Source organism: Phyllobacterium sp. TAF24 (assembly GCF_052113785.1).
Classification (GTDB): Bacteria; Pseudomonadota; Alphaproteobacteria; order Rhizobiales; family Rhizobiaceae; genus Phyllobacterium.
The window spans coordinates 36,904-56,120 of record NZ_JBFRDN010000008.1 but is presented as its reverse complement, the minus strand read 5'-3'; the positions used below and the strand labels follow the sequence as shown (position 1 = coordinate 56,120).

18 protein-coding genes and 1 tRNA gene are annotated in these 19,217 nt (G+C 50.8%); 7 read left to right on the top strand and 12 right to left on the bottom strand.

Annotated elements, in window-relative coordinates:
• Nucleotides 1-34 precede the first annotated feature (34 nt).
• Nucleotides 35-832, bottom strand: a complete 798-nt coding sequence (locus AB4Y96_RS09275; RefSeq protein ID WP_441916861.1) for a DUF6651 domain-containing protein — start codon at nucleotides 830-832, stop codon at nucleotides 35-37.
• A 236-nt stretch (nucleotides 833-1,068) separates the two neighbouring features.
• Here AB4Y96_RS09275 and AB4Y96_RS09270 point away from each other — a divergent pair, with 236 nt between their 5' ends.
• Nucleotides 1,069-1,389 carry a hypothetical protein gene (locus AB4Y96_RS09270; protein WP_441916860.1) on the top strand — a complete coding sequence of 107 codons (321 nt, stop codon included), beginning with the start codon at nucleotides 1,069-1,071 and terminating at the stop codon, nucleotides 1,387-1,389.
• Between the two features lies 1 nt (nucleotide 1,390).
• On the opposite strand, the gene AB4Y96_RS09265 is transcribed toward AB4Y96_RS09270, so the two are convergent.
• Genes AB4Y96_RS09265 through AB4Y96_RS09255 form a run of 3 tightly spaced genes read right to left on the bottom strand, consistent with a single transcriptional unit; the run spans nucleotide 1,391 to nucleotide 4,672 of the window.
• Nucleotides 1,391-2,896, bottom strand: coding sequence for a DUF4055 domain-containing protein (locus tag AB4Y96_RS09265; protein ID WP_441916858.1), 1,506 nt, complete (start codon nucleotides 2,894-2,896; stop codon nucleotides 1,391-1,393).
• A complete protein-coding gene (locus AB4Y96_RS09260; protein ID WP_441916856.1) occupies nucleotides 2,896-4,335 on the bottom strand; it encodes a PBSX family phage terminase large subunit in 1,440 nt (479 codons plus the stop codon). The genes AB4Y96_RS09265 and AB4Y96_RS09260 overlap by 1 nt, the downstream gene beginning before the upstream one ends.
• Complete coding sequence (locus AB4Y96_RS09255) at nucleotides 4,250-4,672, bottom strand: terminase small subunit (protein WP_441916854.1); 423 nt, start codon at nucleotides 4,670-4,672, stop codon at nucleotides 4,250-4,252. Before AB4Y96_RS09255 ends, AB4Y96_RS09260 begins: the two co-directional genes overlap by 86 nt.
• A 62-nt stretch (nucleotides 4,673-4,734) precedes the next feature.
• Between AB4Y96_RS09255 and AB4Y96_RS09250 the strand changes: the two genes are divergently transcribed.
• Nucleotides 4,735-5,475, top strand: coding sequence for a hypothetical protein (locus AB4Y96_RS09250; protein ID WP_441916852.1), 741 nt, complete (start codon nucleotides 4,735-4,737; stop codon nucleotides 5,473-5,475).
• Nucleotides 5,476-5,517: 42 nt separating this feature from the next.
• Here AB4Y96_RS09250 and AB4Y96_RS09245 read toward each other — a convergent pair whose 3' ends face one another.
• On the bottom strand, nucleotides 5,518-5,718 hold the full coding sequence (locus AB4Y96_RS09245) for a hypothetical protein (RefSeq protein WP_441916851.1): 201 nt from the start codon (nucleotides 5,716-5,718) through the stop codon (nucleotides 5,518-5,520).
• A gap of 62 nt (nucleotides 5,719-5,780) precedes the next feature.
• Between AB4Y96_RS09245 and AB4Y96_RS09240 the strand changes: the two genes are divergently transcribed.
• Nucleotides 5,781-6,170 carry a hypothetical protein gene (locus AB4Y96_RS09240; RefSeq protein WP_441916849.1) on the top strand — a complete coding sequence of 130 codons (390 nt, stop codon included), beginning with the start codon at nucleotides 5,781-5,783 and terminating at the stop codon, nucleotides 6,168-6,170.
• A 34-nt stretch (nucleotides 6,171-6,204) separates the two neighbouring features.
• Here AB4Y96_RS09240 and AB4Y96_RS09235 read toward each other — a convergent pair.
• Nucleotides 6,205-6,282 (bottom strand) — tRNA-Met (locus AB4Y96_RS09235).
• A gap of 335 nt (nucleotides 6,283-6,617) precedes the next feature.
• On the opposite strand from AB4Y96_RS09235, the gene AB4Y96_RS09230 reads away from it, so the two are divergent.
• On the top strand, nucleotides 6,618-6,806 hold the full coding sequence (locus AB4Y96_RS09230) for a hypothetical protein (RefSeq protein ID WP_441916847.1): 189 nt from the start codon (nucleotides 6,618-6,620) through the stop codon (nucleotides 6,804-6,806).
• A 226-nt stretch (nucleotides 6,807-7,032) separates the two neighbouring features.
• Here the strand turns inward: AB4Y96_RS09230 and AB4Y96_RS09225 are convergent, their stop codons facing one another.
• The 3 genes from AB4Y96_RS09225 to AB4Y96_RS09215 all read right to left on the bottom strand — a co-directional run bounded on the left by AB4Y96_RS09225 (nucleotide 7,033) and on the right by AB4Y96_RS09215 (nucleotide 11,605).
• Nucleotides 7,033-10,401 carry a hypothetical protein gene (locus AB4Y96_RS09225; protein WP_441916845.1) on the bottom strand — a complete coding sequence of 1,123 codons (3,369 nt, stop codon included), beginning with the start codon at nucleotides 10,399-10,401 and terminating at the stop codon, nucleotides 7,033-7,035.
• A 3-nt stretch (nucleotides 10,402-10,404) separates the two neighbouring features.
• Nucleotides 10,405-11,244, bottom strand: a complete 840-nt coding sequence (locus AB4Y96_RS09220; RefSeq protein ID WP_441916844.1) for a hypothetical protein — start codon at nucleotides 11,242-11,244, stop codon at nucleotides 10,405-10,407.
• Between the two features lie 151 nt (nucleotides 11,245-11,395).
• Entirely contained in the window at nucleotides 11,396-11,605 is a 210-nt protein-coding gene (locus AB4Y96_RS09215; RefSeq protein ID WP_441916842.1) for a hypothetical protein, read from the bottom strand.
• Nucleotides 11,606-12,111: 506 nt separating this feature from the next.
• Between AB4Y96_RS09215 and AB4Y96_RS09210 the strand changes: the two genes are divergently transcribed.
• The gene (locus AB4Y96_RS09210) at nucleotides 12,112-12,480 is read left to right on the top strand and encodes a hypothetical protein (protein ID WP_441916840.1); all 369 of its coding nucleotides are present in this window, start codon (nucleotides 12,112-12,114) and stop codon (nucleotides 12,478-12,480) included.
• 70 nt (nucleotides 12,481-12,550) lie between these two features.
• Here the strand turns inward: AB4Y96_RS09210 and AB4Y96_RS09205 are convergent, their stop codons facing one another.
• On the bottom strand, nucleotides 12,551-14,008 hold the full coding sequence (locus tag AB4Y96_RS09205) for an SEL1-like repeat protein (protein ID WP_441916838.1): 1,458 nt from the start codon (nucleotides 14,006-14,008) through the stop codon (nucleotides 12,551-12,553).
• Between the two features lie 202 nt (nucleotides 14,009-14,210).
• Here AB4Y96_RS09205 and AB4Y96_RS09200 point away from each other — a divergent pair, with 202 nt between their 5' ends.
• A complete protein-coding gene (locus tag AB4Y96_RS09200; protein ID WP_441916836.1) occupies nucleotides 14,211-15,998 on the top strand; it encodes a hypothetical protein in 1,788 nt (595 codons plus the stop codon).
• A gap of 1,302 nt (nucleotides 15,999-17,300) precedes the next feature.
• On the opposite strand, the gene AB4Y96_RS09195 is transcribed toward AB4Y96_RS09200, so the two are convergent.
• Together AB4Y96_RS09195 and AB4Y96_RS09190 are read right to left on the bottom strand one after the other, a co-directional pair.
• Entirely contained in the window at nucleotides 17,301-17,561 is a 261-nt protein-coding gene (locus AB4Y96_RS09195; RefSeq protein WP_441916834.1) for a hypothetical protein, read from the bottom strand.
• A 192-nt stretch (nucleotides 17,562-17,753) separates the two neighbouring features.
• On the bottom strand, nucleotides 17,754-18,167 hold the full coding sequence (locus AB4Y96_RS09190; RefSeq protein WP_441916832.1) for an Imm63 family immunity protein: 414 nt from the start codon (nucleotides 18,165-18,167) through the stop codon (nucleotides 17,754-17,756).
• A 554-nt stretch (nucleotides 18,168-18,721) separates the two neighbouring features.
• On the opposite strand from AB4Y96_RS09190, the gene AB4Y96_RS09185 reads away from it, so the two are divergent.
• Nucleotides 18,722-19,201 carry an SMI1/KNR4 family protein gene (locus tag AB4Y96_RS09185; RefSeq protein ID WP_441916830.1) on the top strand — a complete coding sequence of 160 codons (480 nt, stop codon included), beginning with the start codon at nucleotides 18,722-18,724 and terminating at the stop codon, nucleotides 19,199-19,201.
• The last annotated feature ends 16 nt before the right edge of the window (nucleotides 19,202-19,217 follow it).

The window sequence follows — 19,217 nt, the reverse complement described above, 5'->3', positions numbered from 1 at the left end:
GCCACCTATCCGGGTCGCGGCAAATCAGTAGATTTCACTCGGTCACGGTGAAACCTTCCTTCATCTTGGAGGCGCGGCTTGATGGGTCGAGACCCTCAAATTCCGTCCTGCTAATGGATTTTGTACCATTGCCGCCGCCATTGCCGGGTTTGGCACCGCCACCGGAATTTCCTGCGCCTTTAAGAATTGCATCGCGATGTGCATAACCATCGATGATGGTTTCAAGCGCCTCGTCGAACTCGGCAATTTCACCGGGTTTGCTGCGAGAGTAGATCTTGTTGCCCGCCGCATCATAAGCAACGGTCTTTCCATCCTCGACTTTGAAACGGCCACCGAACTGAGCCTGAAGTAAGTCCGCAGGGATAGCCACTTTGTCAGAGATGAATTTCGAGCGGGAGAACGCACCACCGATTTTCTCCCCATAGAGATCGTCGCGTAGTTTATCGCGTTCGGTCTCCAGCGTTTTGATTTGCTCGCCACTGGCTTTGGCTGCCTGTGCAACCTGCTCTTCCGCAGCCTTTTTTGCAGCAGCTTTGATTTCTTCGACCTTGCCGGCAGTGACCAGTTCGCCATCTTTCAGGTTCTTGACGGTTTCCAGCGCTTTGCGGGCGGCCTCTCCATCGTCAATACCTTCGAAGGCTTTGAGCTTGGCTTCGGCAGCTTCTTTTGCTTCCCGATGCGTCTTGGCTTCGCCGTTGAGGCGCGAGATCGTTGCGACGGTAGTTACCGCATCAAACGCGGCTTCCTTGCCGTCGTCATGGAGGTAGACAGGTTTACCGTCTTGAATCTCGGCAAACGTCTTGCCTTCAATCGTTACAGTTTTGAGTTTCATGATCGTGCTTTCTGGTCATCCGACCGGTGTATTGGGCAATCCAGCCCATGCGCCCGCTCGCATCCGCGAAGCGGGCAATTTGCGATACAAATTGGAATGGGATGGCGCCCCGAACACACAAACAATTAGCTTGGAGATCGAGCATAGACTGGCGGAAAACCCTACCGTATGCTTAGGACCAACAGCGGAGACTTTTCGTGCGAGTTCGGTCATGTATTGTAATTTTAGCGATTGGTATGACCACATCGGCAATTTCTCAAGAACGCGCCGATTACTCGCTTACAAGCGCATATAAACTTCTTGAATGTTCGGCTTACTACGGCGTGAGAAATGAGATTCACAAACCGGACGAACACAAACCCATATTCGACTATGGTGGGCATTCGCGCTTGTATAGAAAAGAAGGTGAACTCCACCTCGTTCAAGCTGGTAAATCCATAAACGATGCCGAGACGATCGTTCCAGTGTTCATCAGTATTTCAACCGCACTTCTGTTAAACGAGTCATACATCGTCTCGCTGATTTACGCGAAAAAATGCAGTGGCATGATATTGTGACTCATGCCGAAATCGAATTTCGCCTTAAGGAAATCGCTCCGGTCGCATCATCGTTATTGTCATCGCCGGGTATTTCGCCAAGGATGAGTTCCATGTCGTCTTCGGCCTCATACTCCGGAGAGAGGATATTCCGGCGCTTGGCCTCGCTGATCGTTGCATCGCGCGAAATCAGGCTATCCTTCTTCATTTCAAGAACGACCTTCATTGCGTCGACACTATCGGTTTCAACGTCAAAGTCAGTGTGAACAGTGACTTCGGCTTCATTTGTCTCGTTCAACCAAAGCGCTGTAAGCCGCATTGCATTTTCAAGCGCATCCTTGAGGTTGAATGCCCATGCCTGAATTGCGCTGTTGCCCTTCTGGGCAGCAAACGCCGTTGTTACGACCGTGAGATTGCCTGTCTGTGCAGTGAGAGGCTGGCGGCCAAGCTCGCGCAACTGCTGGCCGGTCTCTTTGACATCTCCGGCAAGGAACTTCAGCGATTCCGCAGAGGGCTCGATGAACTTCCATTCGCCGTGCTTCCCTTCACCGTTGGCCGGGGCATAGAGGACGGACTTTGGCCCGACCGGAACCGCCATTGGCTTGCCGTCTGGGCCTTCTGCCGGAGTAACGCCATTACCAGCCAGCATTGGGAAGCACGTCAGTTCCTTGGCATATTTCAGACCTGATTCCTGCTGATAATGCTCGATCTGGAGATCGGCCGCGTCTTGCAGTGGAGGAACAACCTGCCAAGAATGACCGAGACGGCGACCCGTCAGGAATGGAACAAGCGGAATGACCTTGATCGTGATCGGACCCGAACCGACAGGAACCCATGTTTCCTTTCCGGTGGCTTCCGTCTGTTTCTCAAGCACTTCCCATGTAGCGTCCGCCGCGCTGACGACCTCGCCCTTTTCATCTCGCGCCAACTCTCGATTGAGAACGCGGACACGCTCAACAGTCTTCTCGCCGTAACCTTCCCGCACCTTTGCATCTTCCTTGATGCGGACATGGACGAAGGTCTCAACACCGCCAATCATCTCGGAATAAGCAGCTAGGAGGTTCTGAGCTGGTACGCGTACCCAATATGGACGGGCACCTATCTCCTGCTCCAGGGCAATGGTTGCGTTTGCTGGCACGTTCTTTGTGTAGTCGACGAGGATCCAGTCGATTGCATATGAAATGCCGTGAAAGAAACAGTTGGCGGCAAAGACGTTCAGATGATCGCCCTGCCCCGTAATGTTTTCGGTCAGCGTCTTGATGCGATCCGATGCTTTGTCACTGAGTGCGACTTCCTTGGCAAATGGCTTTGCGGCAAGGTTTTCAACGATATCGCGAAAGATATTGGTGAACTTGCTGTTCTTCCGGCGAAACTCGTAATCATTTTCCGTCTCGTTCGGGAACTTCGGCAGATAGGCCTTCGCTGCGCGCATAGCGTTCGCACCGGCAAGGATAGTTGAGACCATTGTCCAATATGAAGACATGGCATCGTAATCACTGCTCGTGCTATTTGGCTGTTGTTCGGTCATTATTGATTTCCGTATGTACCAAACAGTGGGGCGCCTTTGTTGGTTGTGCGCTTGGCAAAAGCCATCACGAAAGCATCAGCAAGGTTTGGCGACGGGATGTCCCGCTTGTCCAAGTCCTTTTTGCTCTCGACCTTTGATTTCCCGCTGTTGTCGTAGTCTTTGCGTGGCGTCGAAAGCTCATCAATCAAACGATCGAGATGATCGCATTCGCTCGATATCGCGATAAGTTTGTCCGGAGCGAACTCTTGCCCCTGCTCAACAGCATTGAATGTATCTCGAAAGCGCTTGGCGATGCCCCACCATGACTGCGCTTTCAGATTGGCATAGAAATCCTTGTTCATGGGTGACTTCGGATCGTCTTTATCAATCCGGTCAGCCGGATCGAGAACGCCACCACCTGCATTGAATCTGAAATACTGGACCTTGACCTTATGCTCGACGTTGAGCTCTTGAAAGTGTGCGCCGGCGAAAGCACCAACACCTATGCTATCGTAATCAATAGAAGCTTCGAGTTGCCTTGCGGTGGCGTGCACCCTTCCGGCAGATTTCAGAAGTTCGTCTTCCCGCGCCTTCCATTCGTCCACGTGCGTTGCGAGGAACCCATGTGCAGCAACCATTGCGCATTTATCATTGCCACTATCTGCAACATCGAACCCGACACGCTTGACACCTGCAGGTTCGATGCCGAGCTTCTTATGAGCATCAACTGCGGCAAGTATCCAAGACCGCTTGATAATAACCGCATCATCATCGGTGCGCGGCTCGCCCAGGTAGATGTGCTGGTACTCTTCCTCGTCCTCTTCCTTCTTCCGATTGATAACCTTGATAATGGTATCGGAAAGGAACGGATTCTCGTCGAAGTTGATCTTGCGCTTGACCGTATCGGCCGGAGTGTTTGAAACGAACCGGCGATAGACAAAATCAGTGATCAGCCTCGGGTTGAAAATGATCCAGAACTGCGAGCCTTCCTTGCGCAGCGTCGGCTCAAGAATGTCCCATTGCTCTTCCGTGAGGTTATGGGCTTCCTCGATCCAGCAGATGTCTATGCCTTCGAGTGACTTGATCTCATCGATGTGTCGCCACAGGCCATAGAACATAAACTCCGAACCGGTACGCTTATGCTTGATGGAGTTCTCAGTGATGACGAACTCATTGCTAAGACCGAACCGCGCTATCTGGATTTTGAGCAGCGTGTAGACGGATTCAGCAATCTTGTTCTGGAACTGGCGGGCACAAAGAACACGGATCCGGCATTGGGTGGCAAGGAACACTGCGAAGCCTGCAGCATCCCATGATTTGGAACTTGATCGCCCGCCATACAGAACCCGGTTGCGCGCCGGGGTCATCCAGAAATCACGAAGCGCCGGGTTTAAGGTTGCCGTAGAAGTCTGCAAGAGATCGTACCTCGATTGGCGCGCCGCCCTTGCCGGTGTGTTCATTCTTCTCGATCAGCAGGCCGTGCAGCTTTGCCTTGCCCATCACAGCAGCAACAGCAGCACTTGCGCCCTTCTCATCGGCCATCGCCAACTTGCGTGCTTCTTCAAGCTCATCCGTGAGGCTTTCGACTGTAACGAGAGTGAGCAGTTTCGCCTCGTCCTGCAATTCTTTCACCCTTGCGGAAACCTTGGGGTTGGCGAGCAGTCGGGATGACTCCTGCCAAATGGTTTCTGGCTTGGTGTTAGGCTTCACGACATATGCCGTTCTGTATGCCTCCGAAGCATTGCCACTCTCGACATAAGTGCGGGCAAAGACCTCTTGCTTTCCTGTGAGTGACACGATTGATTGTCCTAAAACACGGGGGAATTAAATTGATACCGACTGGCAAGCACGGGAGAACTGTGGCGGCGCTGTTTATTGTTGTGGTTGTTAGCCTATTTGCCATGACCATCTGGGACATATCCCGTGAAACCGCTCAACTTTACACTGAAACTGACATTCGAATGAAGAATGCTGCCGTTCTTCAACAAGAGCGCGAAGAGCTCGATTTGTTTGCGCAACGCTCCATGGCTAGATGGTCATTCTGGACTGTTCTGGTTTCGGCTTTGAGTGTTGTTGTAAGTACAGTTGCGCTCTTTGGGCTATTTCGCTCATTGTCTCACACACGACTAGCCATAACAGACGCTCGACAGATCGGGGAGTATGAGATTCAGGCCTACGTTCACGCGAGCAAACTCGAACTAGGTAGTGGAGCTAAAAGCATCATTCTCACCTGCAAGAACACTGGGTCAACTCCGGCGTCTCATTTTGCAGTGGGGGCAATGGCCCAAAAAGTTAAGCTTGGGCAAGTCGAGAGATCAATACGATTCGATGATCTGAATTTAAAGGTTTGGTCTACCCTCGCTGCTAACGATGAGCTTACAGTCAACCTCGATGTAAAGAATTTTAATATCGTTGAAGAGTACGTTCAGGGTGGCTCGTTCTTAGAGGATGAAGTACTTTTGATCAGCGGGCATATACATTACGTCACCGTCTTCAATCATGATCATGAAACTCAGTTCGCTTTCTTTGCGCACCCTCGCCACAAGCTGCAATTCCGACGTCCGACGTCCAACTTAAGATCATTTAATCGAATAGGTTGAATCATCAAATGCTGGTTCTGGCTTCCAACGCATAAATGCATCCTACTCGGTTAAATCATTGAAGCTCTTGCAGCGCGGCTCCCGATCATGCGCACCAGTCGCGAAGACCACGATGTCATTGTCGGCAATCTCACGCTGTGCCCTCAAATCCCATTCGCGATGGATGAAATGAGGCTTGCCAAACACTTTGACGGCTGAGTGATATTCCTCTCCCTTGAAGCCCACGAAGTGAACGTAGCGCATATTGTGTTCCAAATGAAAAATGCGCGGTTTACTGTCTCGTGCCAGAAAGGGCGGGCAAACTGATGAGAGAGCACACGAAAGACGATAGCCAGACTGAGAAGATCAGCCTTAGGCATGAAGCTTACAACACGGTCTATGCCGAGGCTTACGGCCTTATATTCAAGCTGGCCTATCATCTTGAAAAAAGAGAAAATCCGCGTCTCGAGATTTTTCTAAATGACGATGAAGCCAAGGCAAATGAATGGAAGGTCTATGGAACATTGCTGGACGATTCAGATGAGAGATTCGCGGAAGTTAGATTTTTTGCCCTTGGCGAAGAAAGAGAGTTTAAAATCTGCTCATTAAGATTCCGAATAACGTTCGTTAAATTCCATAGTGAATCCTACATTTATCCAAACGGCTCAAAAGAGCTTTTGCCCGTCTACGAGTTCCTCGTAAAATCGGCGTCTTGAAGGTACTTCTGCTTTCAGCACCGCCGTCCTGATCTGGTTGCGGCAGATCGGATTCGAACCGATGATCTTCTGGTTATGAGCCAGACGAGATAGACCGCTTCTCCACTCCGCATAAATTGTCTGGGGCTGGTATTTGTCAGGCGCAAAGGCTTGGCTACTGACCGGTTTCGCATCCCCAAGGCATCTAAGGGATTCTCTCCCTACTCTGCCGCTACGATAGCGAGAATCCTAAGAGGGCCTCGGTCGCTACACTGTACCCGTTCACGGTTTAGGTCCGTTACTCCATCTGAAATTTGGTGAATAGCTTTCCATGGCGGGAAGCCGTGAAGCTCTTCCCATGCACTCGCCCATTTGCCCGGTGCATCAAAAAAGTGGAACAAACTGCCTCTTGATTTGTTAGCCACATAACTGTTTATTGCGCATCTTCAAACGTGAAAGGCGACAAAAATGGGTAAGAAAAAGACCGGAAAGCCTCTTATCCATATCACGACTAGTCTTGGCTTATTCTACGTGGCCATTGAACGAGAGGGCAGTGAGACAGAGCTTGTCGGACCATTCAAAAGCTTGGATGACGCAGAGATCGAAAAGATCAATCAGAAGAAGCTAAACAAGAAGAAATATCAGGATGCACCTTAATCGGCCTCAGTGGTTGGATGTATACCGGGCTCTCGCCGATAAATCTCCATCTGCCGCAAGCTGATGCTCGGGCTGGGTTTGACCGGCGAGTGTTCCCTGTCCATAGGTCCGCACTGAACATCAAATCATCCGAGCAGGAGCATATCAGACTTTGATCCTATTTAAAGGATTAAATTCTTTTATACAAAACATTGAGGCGGCGTTTTCCAACGCCGCCTCAAAAAGGCTATGCCGTACCAACTGAGGGGCGATAGGTCAGAGTAGCATCGCCAACAAGCCGAGTTGTTCCGTCAGTCATTACGTATGAACTAGTTCCTGTGATAGCTGATCCGTCGGCGAATAGCGTTGCTCCTTGGACGGACGGCAATAGATTGATCAACTTGATCCCGGCCTCTGACATGGTTTTCAACTCACCCGGATCAGAGATGCCATTCTGATTTATATCCTGCCATACCCGAAATTCGTTCCAGCGCTGATCATTGCTATCGAGCACATTGTCCTTGTTGGTGTCAAAGGCGTAACGCAGACCTTCCAGATCAGTCACCGCATGCCCATTTTCGGCCGCGATTTGATCATCTGTCTTCCATAAGGCAAACGCCAATTCGCGTGCCTGATCAATCTTGCCATCGCCGCCAAGATCGATTACTAGGAAACCGTCTTTTGGTCCAACCCAAGCAGTACCGTCCCGCTTTCCGTCTTCATTCCAGTCAAAATGAGGACCACTAATCTGGTCGGGTGCGGTTAGATCAATAGGGCGCAGATCAATCAGCCCATCTCCATCGAGATCAAGGAGGACTGGTGGGCTATTGGGGCTACCAATATTGGTCGGTCCCCCGTCAAGCTCACCCAGTACGTTTGAATCTTTATCGTAAACGGTCACATGGCCATTGTCGTAATATCTGACGTATGAACCATTGTTATAATGGTCATCACGGAAACGGCCGGAAGTGCTCTGACTGCCTACTGTTATATCCAACCGATGCCAGCTCGAACTGACGAATTGCGGATTGCTGCTCCCACCACCGCCCGTGCCGCCTCCGGTTGACCCAACAAATCGAGGTAAAGGGAATGGCTGCGGAGTAAAAGCGATGTGCACGAGGGGTGGTGACGCTGGGGGTGGGCCAACCGGAGGCAATACTGTCGGTCTGTTCGGGCTAGTGGGCTGACTAAGGAATGCCTGTTGCTGGGCCAAATAGTCCAATGATTGTTGCCGGAAGCGTGCTAAATCCGCTTCGTACTGAGCCTGTTGTGCTGCCGCCTTCTTCAGACGTCTCTCTTCTGCCGCTTTTAAAGCAGCAATAGCCGCCTGTGCAGCCCGCAACTCTTCCGCCTTTGCTTGCTCGCTGTCGTAAGTGAGTTTCCCGTTTGAGTCATATTGGCGCTGAAGTGTTTCTTTGCCCGTTGTCGGATTAAATGTCTGTTCAGTGCGAGATTGGTCATCCATATCGACTACTCTGGTCAACATCTGTCCAGCGGCGTTAAATCGATAGGTTCCTTTGCTCCAAGGCGCTGTGTTGCCCGGATCGTAGTCTTCGACTTGTGTTTGACCGTCATCCATCGTGACAGTGCGTTTCCAGAGTTTGCCGTCAGTACCGTACTCGTAGACCCCTTCCTTCCATGAAGCGGCATTCGAAGGATCGAGATCGGTGTGAACCCTGCTCCCATTATCCATAGTGACGTCGCGGCCGATCAACTGACCGCTTGGATTATAAGTGTATTCCCCGCGCGCCCAAGAAGCAGCATTTGTCGGATCTAAATCAATATCTACGCGCGACCCGTCGGCATTAAACAATGAGCGGTTGGTTACTTGGTTGCCCGCGTTCAATCGGTCAACCTGTGTAATTCGTCCAGTTGCCGGATCAATGGCTGAATCCGTTCGCGAGCCATCTGAGTTGATGTCGCTATGATAGGTATGTTGTCCCTGACTGTTGAAGTTATCCGCAACCGTCGCTTGACCGGTCTGGGGATTAAACGTCCTCTCTGTACGCGAGTTATCGTCGGAAACTTCCGATGAGTTCGTCAGCTGGTTTTGCGGATTGTACTGATACGTTCCTTGCTTCCAGCCATATTGATTGTGGGGATCGAAATTCTTTTCCCACCGGGTACCGTCATCGCTCCTTTCGGTGGAGTGGACTAGACCATTCTGGGTGTCATACTGGTAGATGCCTTCCGACCATGCAGCCTTATTATCAGGATCAAGATTACGATCCACGCGCGAGCCATCAGCAGCAACTTTGCGCTCCCACGTTGCCTGACCACTCTGTGGGCTGTAAGCCCACTCGATACGCGATCCGTCGCGGTTAGTGTTTTGCTGGTAAGAAAGCTTGCCATCGGTGCCAAATCTCTGCTCAGCCTGCTTCCAAGGCTGTGTATTGCTCGTGTCAAAATGGTTCTCTACACGTGAGCCGTCCGGATTGTATTTGATATCCTGAAATTTGACGCCACGGACATCATACTTCGTAGTCGACGTTGGCGTGCCAGAAGTTGGGTTAAATGTTGACGTCGACCTAACAACACCATTCGGATCAAACTGTGTTTCCGCACTTTTCCTGCCGGAAATAGGATCATAGATCTGCTTCACGGTGCTACCGTCTTGATGCCAGATCTTGCTGTCGATGATCTTGTTGTCGGGGCTGAATTGATTGCTGACGCCCGATAGCGTGTCAGGATTGAGCAAAACCTCGCGGATGGCCCGACCTGTTGACCCTATTTCTGTGTGTTTGATGGAACCGTCGGATGCAAGCGAGGTCATGGACAACAGCCGCTTGTGATCGTCCAAGAGGGTTAGTGAAGTGGATTTTGTCTGCGGATCGACCTCATATTTGATGAGGCTTTCCATGGCAGACTGGCCATATGTCTCGAGGAAGGACTTTGCATTGTCTCCAAAAGCACGTGCAGCCTGCCAGAGCCTGTCCACAATCGCCCGCCTCTGCGACGCGCCAAGATTGTCTACATCCGCGCCGGTTGAATCGAGATTGCTGCCCGTCCAAGATTTCGGGCTGTAATAGTCCCAGCGGGTTTGTGCCTGTTGTTCTATTTTCACATCGCTGAGCGAGGGCACATTGGTGCCGGGCGTATTCTGAGCAGAGCTAATCTGAAGGCCGGCCGATCTGGCTGCGCCATAGAGAAAATCGATGCAATTGTTGTTGAGCAGGTCATAGGCAGCCTTACCGTCATTGATCGTTGCCGCCTTATCCGTAATGAAGGACATCATCGCATTATAACTATTGGGTTCCATCTTGAATTGACCGATGGATACCCGGCCGATATCGCCGAACCGCGAAAAAGGCCCGCTCGCAATGACTTCATTCATCGCCGATTTCAGCGATTCAGCCGTCACGTTGCCTGCCTGATCGAAGGTCATCGGCGTCAGAATATCAAATTTGCGGATATTGCCTTCGTCTGCTGTGCGTGTCGTGAAAATGGAATTGCTGATCGTCGCGTCATATTTGCCGTAATCGTAATAGGCAGCCTTGCCGTCTTCATTCACGGCAATGAATCCTCCATGGCCAAGAGTGGGGATACCACCCGTACCATCGGTTCCGCCGATATTGAGATTGGGAAAGACGACAGACAAAAGAACTGGTTGTGACATTATTTACTTGCTCTGGACTGGAACGGTTTTGGTTGTGCGGGCGGGAATAAGTGGCGGGCGGCAGATTTCCTGAATAATGCCTTCGACCCCATAGACGGGCGGCATTGAACTGCCGCAATAGGCGTTGTAATATTTATCCGTGGCGATCAGCCCGCCATTGGCGGTGATGAAAAAGCTGTCAAAGGCAGGCGCTGCAATGATTGGACCGTCATGGCCAGTCTCGAAATACTGTTTGTATTCATAGGTATTGCAGGCATTACTGGAGCTTGAGACACAGTATGTGAGCCTCTTTTTCTCACTGTCGTCAAACGTAACGACAGGGTTGTTTTCTGTGATCCGACTGCCATCAATGCTGCCCTTTTCACAGTTACTTACAGCGTTAAAACGCGCTGGTATCAGGTCGGTAATGAATTGATGAATGGCAATCAGGACCTGTTTGCGGCCTGCGACGTCTAGCCCGACATTTGCCTGATAATCCACTGCACCGATCTGATCGCTCTTGAAAATCGGCAGCTGATCCGTTGAAGTCTTGTAGTACATTCCGACATACCGGAGCTGATTTTGCCAGTCTACCATGCATCCCATGATGAAATGCGAATTAGGATAGGCGTCACTGAACAGAACCCGGAATTCTTCACTGCCCGTCTTATTATGCACGCGCGAGAATGGGACTGCTTCCGTCAGACACTTTCGGGCAAAATTGTCAGCCAATGGCAGAAGCCTCTGACACTGCCTATCAAATTCTGTGGCGGCATAGACTGCTGTTGTGAAGACCAAGAAACCGACCATTGCGACGATCAGCAGACGAAAAATCGCAAGAATGTCTCTCATAACTTTGGCCATATTGGTTGCCCTACCCCAAATCGAACTTTGGTCATAGATAGTACAATTGACCAATCATGGCCCCTTAGACATCATGAGCTTGAGCGTCAATGTTTATCTACGCCACAATCGCAGTATGCTGGGCTGATTTATCTTTGCGGGGTCGACGGGCTCAAACTTGGCTAGCTCCAGTCCGAACGAAGCGATCAATCACGTCAGGGCCATTCGCTTCCCATGAAGCCAGTAGATCACTCAGGAACTGCTCGCCAAGCTTATTGCGTGAGCCTTCGGGACGGCCCGGATTTCCCGGTTTGAATTGATGCTCTACAGGTGGATTTCCCCTTCCCGTAGGCTTCACGTTGTTTCGGCGATCATCAGCCATCAGTTTTCCCACCTGACAAACCCAATCGGATCGGGCTCATGTATTGCGTTCGCAGTTGAATCACTCTCCAATCTGGAAACTGTCACTGGGGGGTGAATATGAGATCGTCGGTCGCGTTTCTGTGCGTATTCTTTTCAATAGCCATCACAGGCTGTTCCACAAGCAACACATATAATCAGTCGATGACCAAAACCGGCTATGAACTTGGCCTCCAACGAATGCGACAGGATTCATCTTTCTATTCGAAGCAGTTCAACGCTTGCCTCGTGAAGGGCAAGAGTTCGCCCGCAATGCCAATATGGGCATCCTTGCTAAAGGTATCTGTGCGGGACGCACCGAGTGTCTACTGCAAGAAGCTCTTTAAGGCCTATCTGGATGGTCGCGTGCCCTACAAGGATTTCAAGGAAGCCAGTGCTGATAGAGTGACGCAGAAGTGGATGCTATTAATTGTCGGGAATTGAAGCATCGCCACGATTTCGCCTCCCCAATCTTTCCGGGTCTTGTTGATGAGCAGCAATTTCGATACAGGCGGACGCTACCTGTTCTGGTTTATGCCGGGCGTATTTCTCGTTCTTGTTGTTATCGTTTTATACATTCGAGGACAGATAAACGAGAAACGAATTGCACGAGATCCCCATGTTCAGGCAGAGATACTGGAAGCATGGGTAGTGACAGATGCGAAGAGCGGCTTCCCAGTGGGCATAAGTGGCCGCATCAAGTACGCACGTACTGCAAAGAACAAGACTTTCGACTGTGATGTGACTTCACATCTGGGCTCGTTGGAAGCCAATTATGAAGTCGGAGAGATACTCGAGATCGTGCCGCGGCTGGATAGCTGTTACGAGCCAATCATCTTGGGCAGGTTACACCGATAGTTCATCCACAACCCGGTCTTGCCATCGTGTGAGTCAGGATGGGCCTGAGAATGGTTATTCACAGTGGCCTTTAGTTCGCAGATGGCGCGCAATCTGGCGTTGCCTTAGCTTCTTTGAACGCCTCTGCTTTCGACAGTTGAGCAAGCGCGTTCTTCGCTACGAAGCTACCTTTCAGGACGGCTTTGCAATACCATTTAGCTGCCTCCACCACATCAGGCTTCACACCTTCACCGTGGGCATAAATGTTGCCGAGGTTGATCTGTGCACGGACATCGCCCTGACTGGAAGCCTTTCGGAGAAAGTCTATCGCAACAGGAATGTTCATAGGCACTCCTTCGCCATCTCTGTACATCACCCCGAGAGTGGTCAGCGAAAATGCATTACCCTGTTCTGCCGACAATCTGAAAAGATTCAATGCCCTGGCACTATCGATCGGTACGCCATCGCCCTCTCTGTACATCGAGCCAAGTGCTGCTTGAGCGATGGCGTCGCCAGCTTGAGCTGCACGATTAAACCAGTCAGCCGCGAGCTTCTTATCAGGCGCTCCCACTTCACCATCACGGTACATGTATGCGAGATTAACCTGTGCAAATACGACCTGTTTCTCTGCTGCGAGTGTCAAAAGCTCCATAGCCATTCGCAAATCCTTGGGCACAGTCTCACCCTGATGATACATCCAGCCCAACAAAGCCTGAGCTCCCGGTTCACCTTGGTCAGCCGCTCGCTTGTACCAGTAAAAGGCTTTGCTCTTGTCTTGAGGAACGACACTGTTACCGTCATAGTACATCTGCCCAAGTTCTCTCTGGACAGACAGCTCACCGTTCTCTGCTGCCACCCTGTACCATTTCACAGCCTGCGCCAGATCGGGTGCCACTCCGTTTCCTGTCTGGTATGCCCGACCAACGGCTGCCTGGGCAAACCTGCTTCCCGTTTCAGCGGCTCTCACATACCAACGGAATGCTGCACTCTTGTCTGCAATGGTTCCGAACCCGTGATAGTACATGGCGCCCAATTGAATTTGGGCTTCGGCATCACCGTCTTCTGCAAGATGAGACAGTAAATTGAATGCTCTCACATATTCGTGGCGACCAAATGCATCTTTGGCGTCGGACATGTCATCTGCGCTGACTATTAGCGTCGATGACAGCAAAAGCCCAACAATGAATAGCACTCGTCCGACGCTACCAAACGCCCACAGTTTAGACTGGGATAGAACGTCGAGATTTGCGGCCATATCGATCACGCCAGAATTAGCACCCATTGGAAGTCTTTCCTTTGAAAGTACTCGATTTATCACCAATGCAGAAAAGCGAAGCAAACGGTATTTTTGGCGCACTATATTTTGGCCATAAACCTCCCTAGATGGGAAGCCGTGATGCTCTTCCCATGCGCTCGGCGAGTATTCCCTATAACGAAGGTTGGCCAGTCCGCCGCAAATCACTTGTTGCGGCTCAATGATAATTTTTAATCCTAGCTGAAGGAATATTCTGCCCTGTGAATTGCAAATGAAATCCGACTGATGGAGCACGCAGAATTCAACCTGAGCAAAGTCTTAAACAATAATGGAACGACAGATAAGCATAAACAAAAAACATATTCAAACGCGCGACTCGACAGTTAGAATAAATAGTGTAGTGTTCAATACACCCCTTATTACATTGTCATAATTCTTTTAGTCAGACTTATAGCTGTTGATCCCATCGTTGTAACCTCAATTCAAGGTGTGCGGTATGTTGGATTATCATGCGCATGTCACGGTACTGAATGGCCTGTTGGCCGCCCTTCCACCAATGGCAGTGGGTGACCCCACTCTAGCGGCAAAAATCGCTGAGCTTTGCTCGACTGCAAAGACCGAACCAGACGCTGCTGTTCTTGGCTCCCTTACAGGCCTGGTTGTTGACCATGCTGCATCTGATGGAACAGAGCTGAATTTACTTGAAAATGCGGCCGATCTCTGGGCGCGCGGGATGGCTCTATATGATGAGTTGGGTCTTGCACGTCAAGAGTTGGAGAAGGCCCTCCTGAAGCCCACTGAACCGAACTCATTGCAGCTTGCGCAATCTGCTATGGATCGAGTAAAGGGGCTAAGTTCGAGTGCACTGGAGATTAGTGCCGAGGTGGATGATCTTCACGCGGCAATCTCGCCTTTGCCACATCTTACGCCCCATCCGAGGCAAGCTGACGTTCCCGCCAAGGATTGGACGTGGCGTGATGTTTTTCTAGGCCGCAGAACTGATGCTTTTGTACGGAATGTTTTCGAGAATGCGAAGACACCCCGCGCCAAGAGTTTCGCTTTGGGAACATTAAGCAGTTATAGCGGAAACATTGCGGGTTCTGCGTATCTTGGATCAGTGGTGGGAGGGCCTCGCCGYACGCATCGCTATCGTGACAGATTGGCCCGCAATACTGTCGGATCCTGGCTTCACAACTTGTTAAAAACGCCGTCTACCGCGGAGCTTGCAAAACAGATCAGTTTTGTAAATGCGAATGGCGACTACGCGTATCCCGCCGATTTGGCTGACTGCCTGCAGAAGGCCGCCTCCGCATCATGGCCTAATCGGGATGCTCCAGACTGGAATCTGGGCTTACGGCGGACTGTTCAGCATCTCACTTTGTTAGATAAATTTCAGCGACTTCCGCTTCCCGAACCGCCGCCGCTTGAATTGTCCAAAAGCGGTGACGAAGGCGGACTATTGTCAATAATGTCAGGGATAGGCGATGCTGGTGATCCACTTGTAGAAGGAGGGATCGATCTCGACCCGGACATGACCCCAAGCGATCCCTCGCAGTCTGATTCAAAAAAGAAGAGCGGCAATGCGTGCCTCGCAATTCTCGCATTTATATTACTAATCGTTGTCGTCCTAATTGCCCTTTTGATCTATTGCATTGGTCAATGGACGACTGGGCACAAATGCGTAGTCTCAGATTTCTTCGATGCCCTCCAAGGATCAGAGGAGCCAGACCCTCGCGCTCCAAACAGCGTCAGTCAACAGCAACTGACGGCAATGGCCGATCCAGAGGCGGCCGGGCATATAACGCTGGAACTTTTCTCCATTCAAATGATGCTGTGGCAAGGCTTCGATGCAGCCGCCGCATTTCTCTCCGTGACCGGACTAATTTATCCCGACGAACTACTGATGCCCTCTCCCTTATATCAACAGTTCCTCACGACACCTGCTGCCACAGGTTGGCCGCATAAAGCCGAGAACTCTCCTGAAAACACTTATCATCTCTATCCCGTAAGTACGACCGAACAACCTACGGCTGCCAATGCTCAATATCCGCCTAACCAGTCACCTGTTTCCTTCGCCGTCTACTGGTCATATGATCAACAGCGAAGTGCGGCCCTGATAGGGCACGACTTACTCGGACAGATCATGCGAGGGGATTTTCATTCTCAGAACGAAGACCTCGACGCCGATCGCGGATATCGCCATCCCTGCTGGGAAGTTGCTGCAGGCACATCAATCAACGACACCGTACTTTCAGTCGTAAACCTTCCTTATGAAGCGGAGTAGACAGGTGCAAGCTAAGTCATTGAACCAACGCCCGCGCACTTTGCCCCGTCCCTCCGAAGGGAACGAGGGAAATCGACCGGATCAAAATGTCAGCGCTTTTCTGGTGATTCCGTATTTTAATAACGATATGGGTAGACAAGGAATTGAGCGACCACTCAATGCCAGTATCGTATCTTGGTTATGCCCGTCGGTTATTGTTAACGGAGAGCCTGGTAAGAACAACTTTATTCGGGGCGCGGACACGACAGTGACCGTAGATGTCGCAAACTGGGGTTCAGGCACTTTATCCACACCAGTCTATGTGAGAGTTTGGTGGTCCGACCCGTCGACCGGATTTACCACTTTAAACCTTTTCGGCCAATCTACCGTCGCCGCACCGACAGGTGGCGGAGTGAGGAGAACGCAACCTATAGTTGGTATAATTCCGGCCTCAGCTCCGGCCCACGTGTGTTTGCTCGTCAATATCTGGAGCCCACTGGAAGCGACCTCCAGTTCGACAATCGTAAATCCGACGAATGATCGGCATTGGGCACAGTTAAACATCAATGACGTGTCCGCCACAATTGGGCGGCCATTCAAGTTCATATTTTGGGCCGGCAATCCACTCAAACGCGCTGCTACCTTTGAGATTGCTGTACGTTCAGTCGCCCGAGAAGCAATTCCCATGCTTGAACGTGTACAAAGGGCGGAAACCATGCGAGTTGAGCGATTGTCTGTTCAGTTAAGAGAACTACGCTACTTTAATGATGCGGCCGCTGTGTTTGGTGGAGTCCGCAGGGAGACGTCCCTCACCACACGATTAAAAATGCCACAACTTGAAACGGGCGGACTAAATGAGAGGGTACGACAAGAGCTTGCTAGAAGATCGCAATGCCGCATCACTCTCCAACCGGGTGAACGGCTACCAATCCAGTTGATCGGTGAATTGCCATCTGACACCCCTCCTGGCACACGCACTGTTATTGAAATCGTGTCCATTGGGCTAGGTGATCACGAGCAAGAGGTGTTCGGATCACTTGGCTTAATTGTGACAGCGTTGGAACGACGCTGACGGTAATCCGTTGGTGATCTATCTGTGAGAATGTCCTTCCTTTTCCGCAAGTACGTGTTGATCCTTTTCAGTTGTGACGCGCAAACCAGAGCAAATTTCGTCAAACTGGAGTTTCCTCATCCTCTCGGGAACATCAAATGTCCTGACAGAATGATCGGTGGCGCTCGCAACTGGAACTGGCCCGCTGTAGTGATCATCTATTTCGACTGCAGCTAGGATAGCTCCGCTCTTGTCATACACAGCTGTTATTCTCATGATCCTACCACCGCAATTGCACTGAAACGAAACAGGTTACCTGTATTGGTTCTGACAATCAGATTCTCAAACCAAGCATTTCCATTATCGGATGTTGTAAACTGCTGAACTATCTCGGCGTCACTGTTGAATTGTCGCGGCCTGACACAGAACCCCCAGTAGTGTTCATCTTCACCAACTTTCCATGTCCAGTGAACTGTGGTCCCACCAGCTTGAAAGACATTATTATTCGTCCACACATGCTTCAATTCGGCCATGATGTCCCTCCCCAGCCAATGCACTTCGGAACTTCGCCAAGCCGACCAGCCCGCGATCATAATGAGGTATACACTTTCAAAACTACACCCTCTACTGTCCTAACGCCAGAAGATGCACAATGATGAGATATTCATTTTGCTTCTTCTTATTTCAGCGTCAGTAGAGGCCGGAAGCGTCCACAAGACATTTAATCATCCATCGTCAAAAGGATGGGCATGAATAATGCGGTCATATTTATCCGAGAGCGCTTGTCCCCAGTCGTGATTCAGCGATGACATCAATTCGATATGCTTTGCGAACAACTGACGCCTGAAATCTTCGTCCGGGCGGCGGTGCTCCAGTTCAAAATCACATGCCATGTTGAAGGTGGCCGATTTAAGAGACCAATATAGAAGCTCATCCAACGAGATTGTTGAACGCCGCTCCCGCTCCGTTCCACGTTCGACCACAACCCAATGATAGATACTGGAGATTTCTATGTGGGGCCTGCCAAAATCGGCCGTGGCCCCAAATGTAGGCAGATACTTCGAAGGCACACCTATCGTCGCAGCTAAATCATGAACGACTTGCGTGATCTCAACGAGGCTCAGAATGGGTTGATCCATCTGCAATGTTGCTTATCCAATCAACTTTCATATTACACCGGATGACCGGGTGCCCTTCTTCGCGGCCTTACGTTCCCGATTGTGCCTTGCCAGTGTATCTGCAGCTTCTGCATCTGTTGGAAGTGGACGCTCTGTCACGGGAACATGGAACGCGCCACAGTTTTCGTCCGGGCAACCACATGAAGTAACCCGGACATGATACCGCGTAGGCCCGGTTCGTTTTTGCTGAGAGTTGATGCGCTCTTCGCTTTTGATCGTATCAATGATCGCGCCGCGCTTCAGAAATTTCCCGACCATGAATCTCATCCTGATAATTGAGGGGCACCAGCTAATGCGCACCCAAACAGGCAGGCAGTATCCGGTTCATTATCCGCATCCCCAGCAGCGCAGCTTGGAATAAATCACTCATACAGTAATTCGAGTGAAAAATGCAATGAAGGGAGGGAGGAGCAATGGGACATTGGATCGCGTTACATTCGGGTCGTAGGATGATCTCGGATTGAAACGTGACGCTCCATATATGAGTATGCGCTCTGGAACAGATAGGACAGAACATGACAGTTGAAGAGCTTATCAGCATCATTAATGGAAACGGCAACCCTCCAGCGACGGCCGAACAGATAGCTGCATTCGAGCAATCCCTTGGCGCAAAGCTGCCGGATGACTATTGCGACTTTCTAAAGCTGAGCGGAGGCGGAACGATACTTGGTCTGGCTGCCACCTATAGCGACGAAGACGGCCGAAATGAAGTTGTAAGAAGGATGGGCGGTCTTGCAGATGTTGAACATGAACTGAAAGAGCCGGGCTGGTATCCCCTGCCCAACGATCTGCTGTGCTTTGGAAGTGACGCTGGCGGAAACCCGTTGATGATCTGCCTGCGCGAAGATCGGTACGGTGAGATATTCCTGATCGACCACGAGATGGTATCGTTTGAGGGTGAACCCGAGCCAATCGAAGAAGCCGAAGAATACGGTTTGGCGTTTAGATTGGCGCTGAGTTTCGGCAAGTTCATGACGCAACTTCATTCAGAGTAACTGCACTTTGCCAATC

Excerpts from the sequence above, each read along its gene's own strand:
- AB4Y96_RS09275 (WP_441916861.1), bottom strand. The coding sequence starts at position 832 with ATGAAACTCAAAACTGTAACGATTGAAGGCAAGACGTTTGCCGAGATT.
- AB4Y96_RS09270 (WP_441916860.1), top strand. The coding sequence starts at position 1,069 with ATGACCACATCGGCAATTTCTCAAGAACGCGCCGATTACTCGCTTACA.
- AB4Y96_RS09265 (WP_441916858.1), bottom strand. The coding sequence starts at position 2,896 with ATGACCGAACAACAGCCAAATAGCACGAGCAGTGATTACGATGCCATG.
- AB4Y96_RS09260 (WP_441916856.1), bottom strand. The coding sequence starts at position 4,335 with ATGAACACACCGGCAAGGGCGGCGCGCCAATCGAGGTACGATCTCTTG.
- AB4Y96_RS09245 (WP_441916851.1), bottom strand. The coding sequence starts at position 5,718 with ATGCGCTACGTTCACTTCGTGGGCTTCAAGGGAGAGGAATATCACTCA.
- AB4Y96_RS09240 (WP_441916849.1), top strand. The coding sequence starts at position 5,781 with ATGAGAGAGCACACGAAAGACGATAGCCAGACTGAGAAGATCAGCCTT.
- AB4Y96_RS09230 (WP_441916847.1), top strand. The coding sequence starts at position 6,618 with ATGGGTAAGAAAAAGACCGGAAAGCCTCTTATCCATATCACGACTAGT.
- AB4Y96_RS09225 (WP_441916845.1), bottom strand. The coding sequence starts at position 10,401 with ATGTCACAACCAGTTCTTTTGTCTGTCGTCTTTCCCAATCTCAATATC.
- AB4Y96_RS09220 (WP_441916844.1), bottom strand. The coding sequence starts at position 11,244 with ATGGCCAAAGTTATGAGAGACATTCTTGCGATTTTTCGTCTGCTGATC.
- AB4Y96_RS09215 (WP_441916842.1), bottom strand. The coding sequence starts at position 11,605 with ATGGCTGATGATCGCCGAAACAACGTGAAGCCTACGGGAAGGGGAAAT.
- AB4Y96_RS09210 (WP_441916840.1), top strand. The coding sequence starts at position 12,112 with ATGAGCAGCAATTTCGATACAGGCGGACGCTACCTGTTCTGGTTTATG.
- AB4Y96_RS09195 (WP_441916834.1), bottom strand. The coding sequence starts at position 17,561 with ATGGCCGAATTGAAGCATGTGTGGACGAATAATAATGTCTTTCAAGCT.
- AB4Y96_RS09190 (WP_441916832.1), bottom strand. The coding sequence starts at position 18,167 with ATGGATCAACCCATTCTGAGCCTCGTTGAGATCACGCAAGTCGTTCAT.
- AB4Y96_RS09185 (WP_441916830.1), top strand. The coding sequence starts at position 18,722 with ATGACAGTTGAAGAGCTTATCAGCATCATTAATGGAAACGGCAACCCT.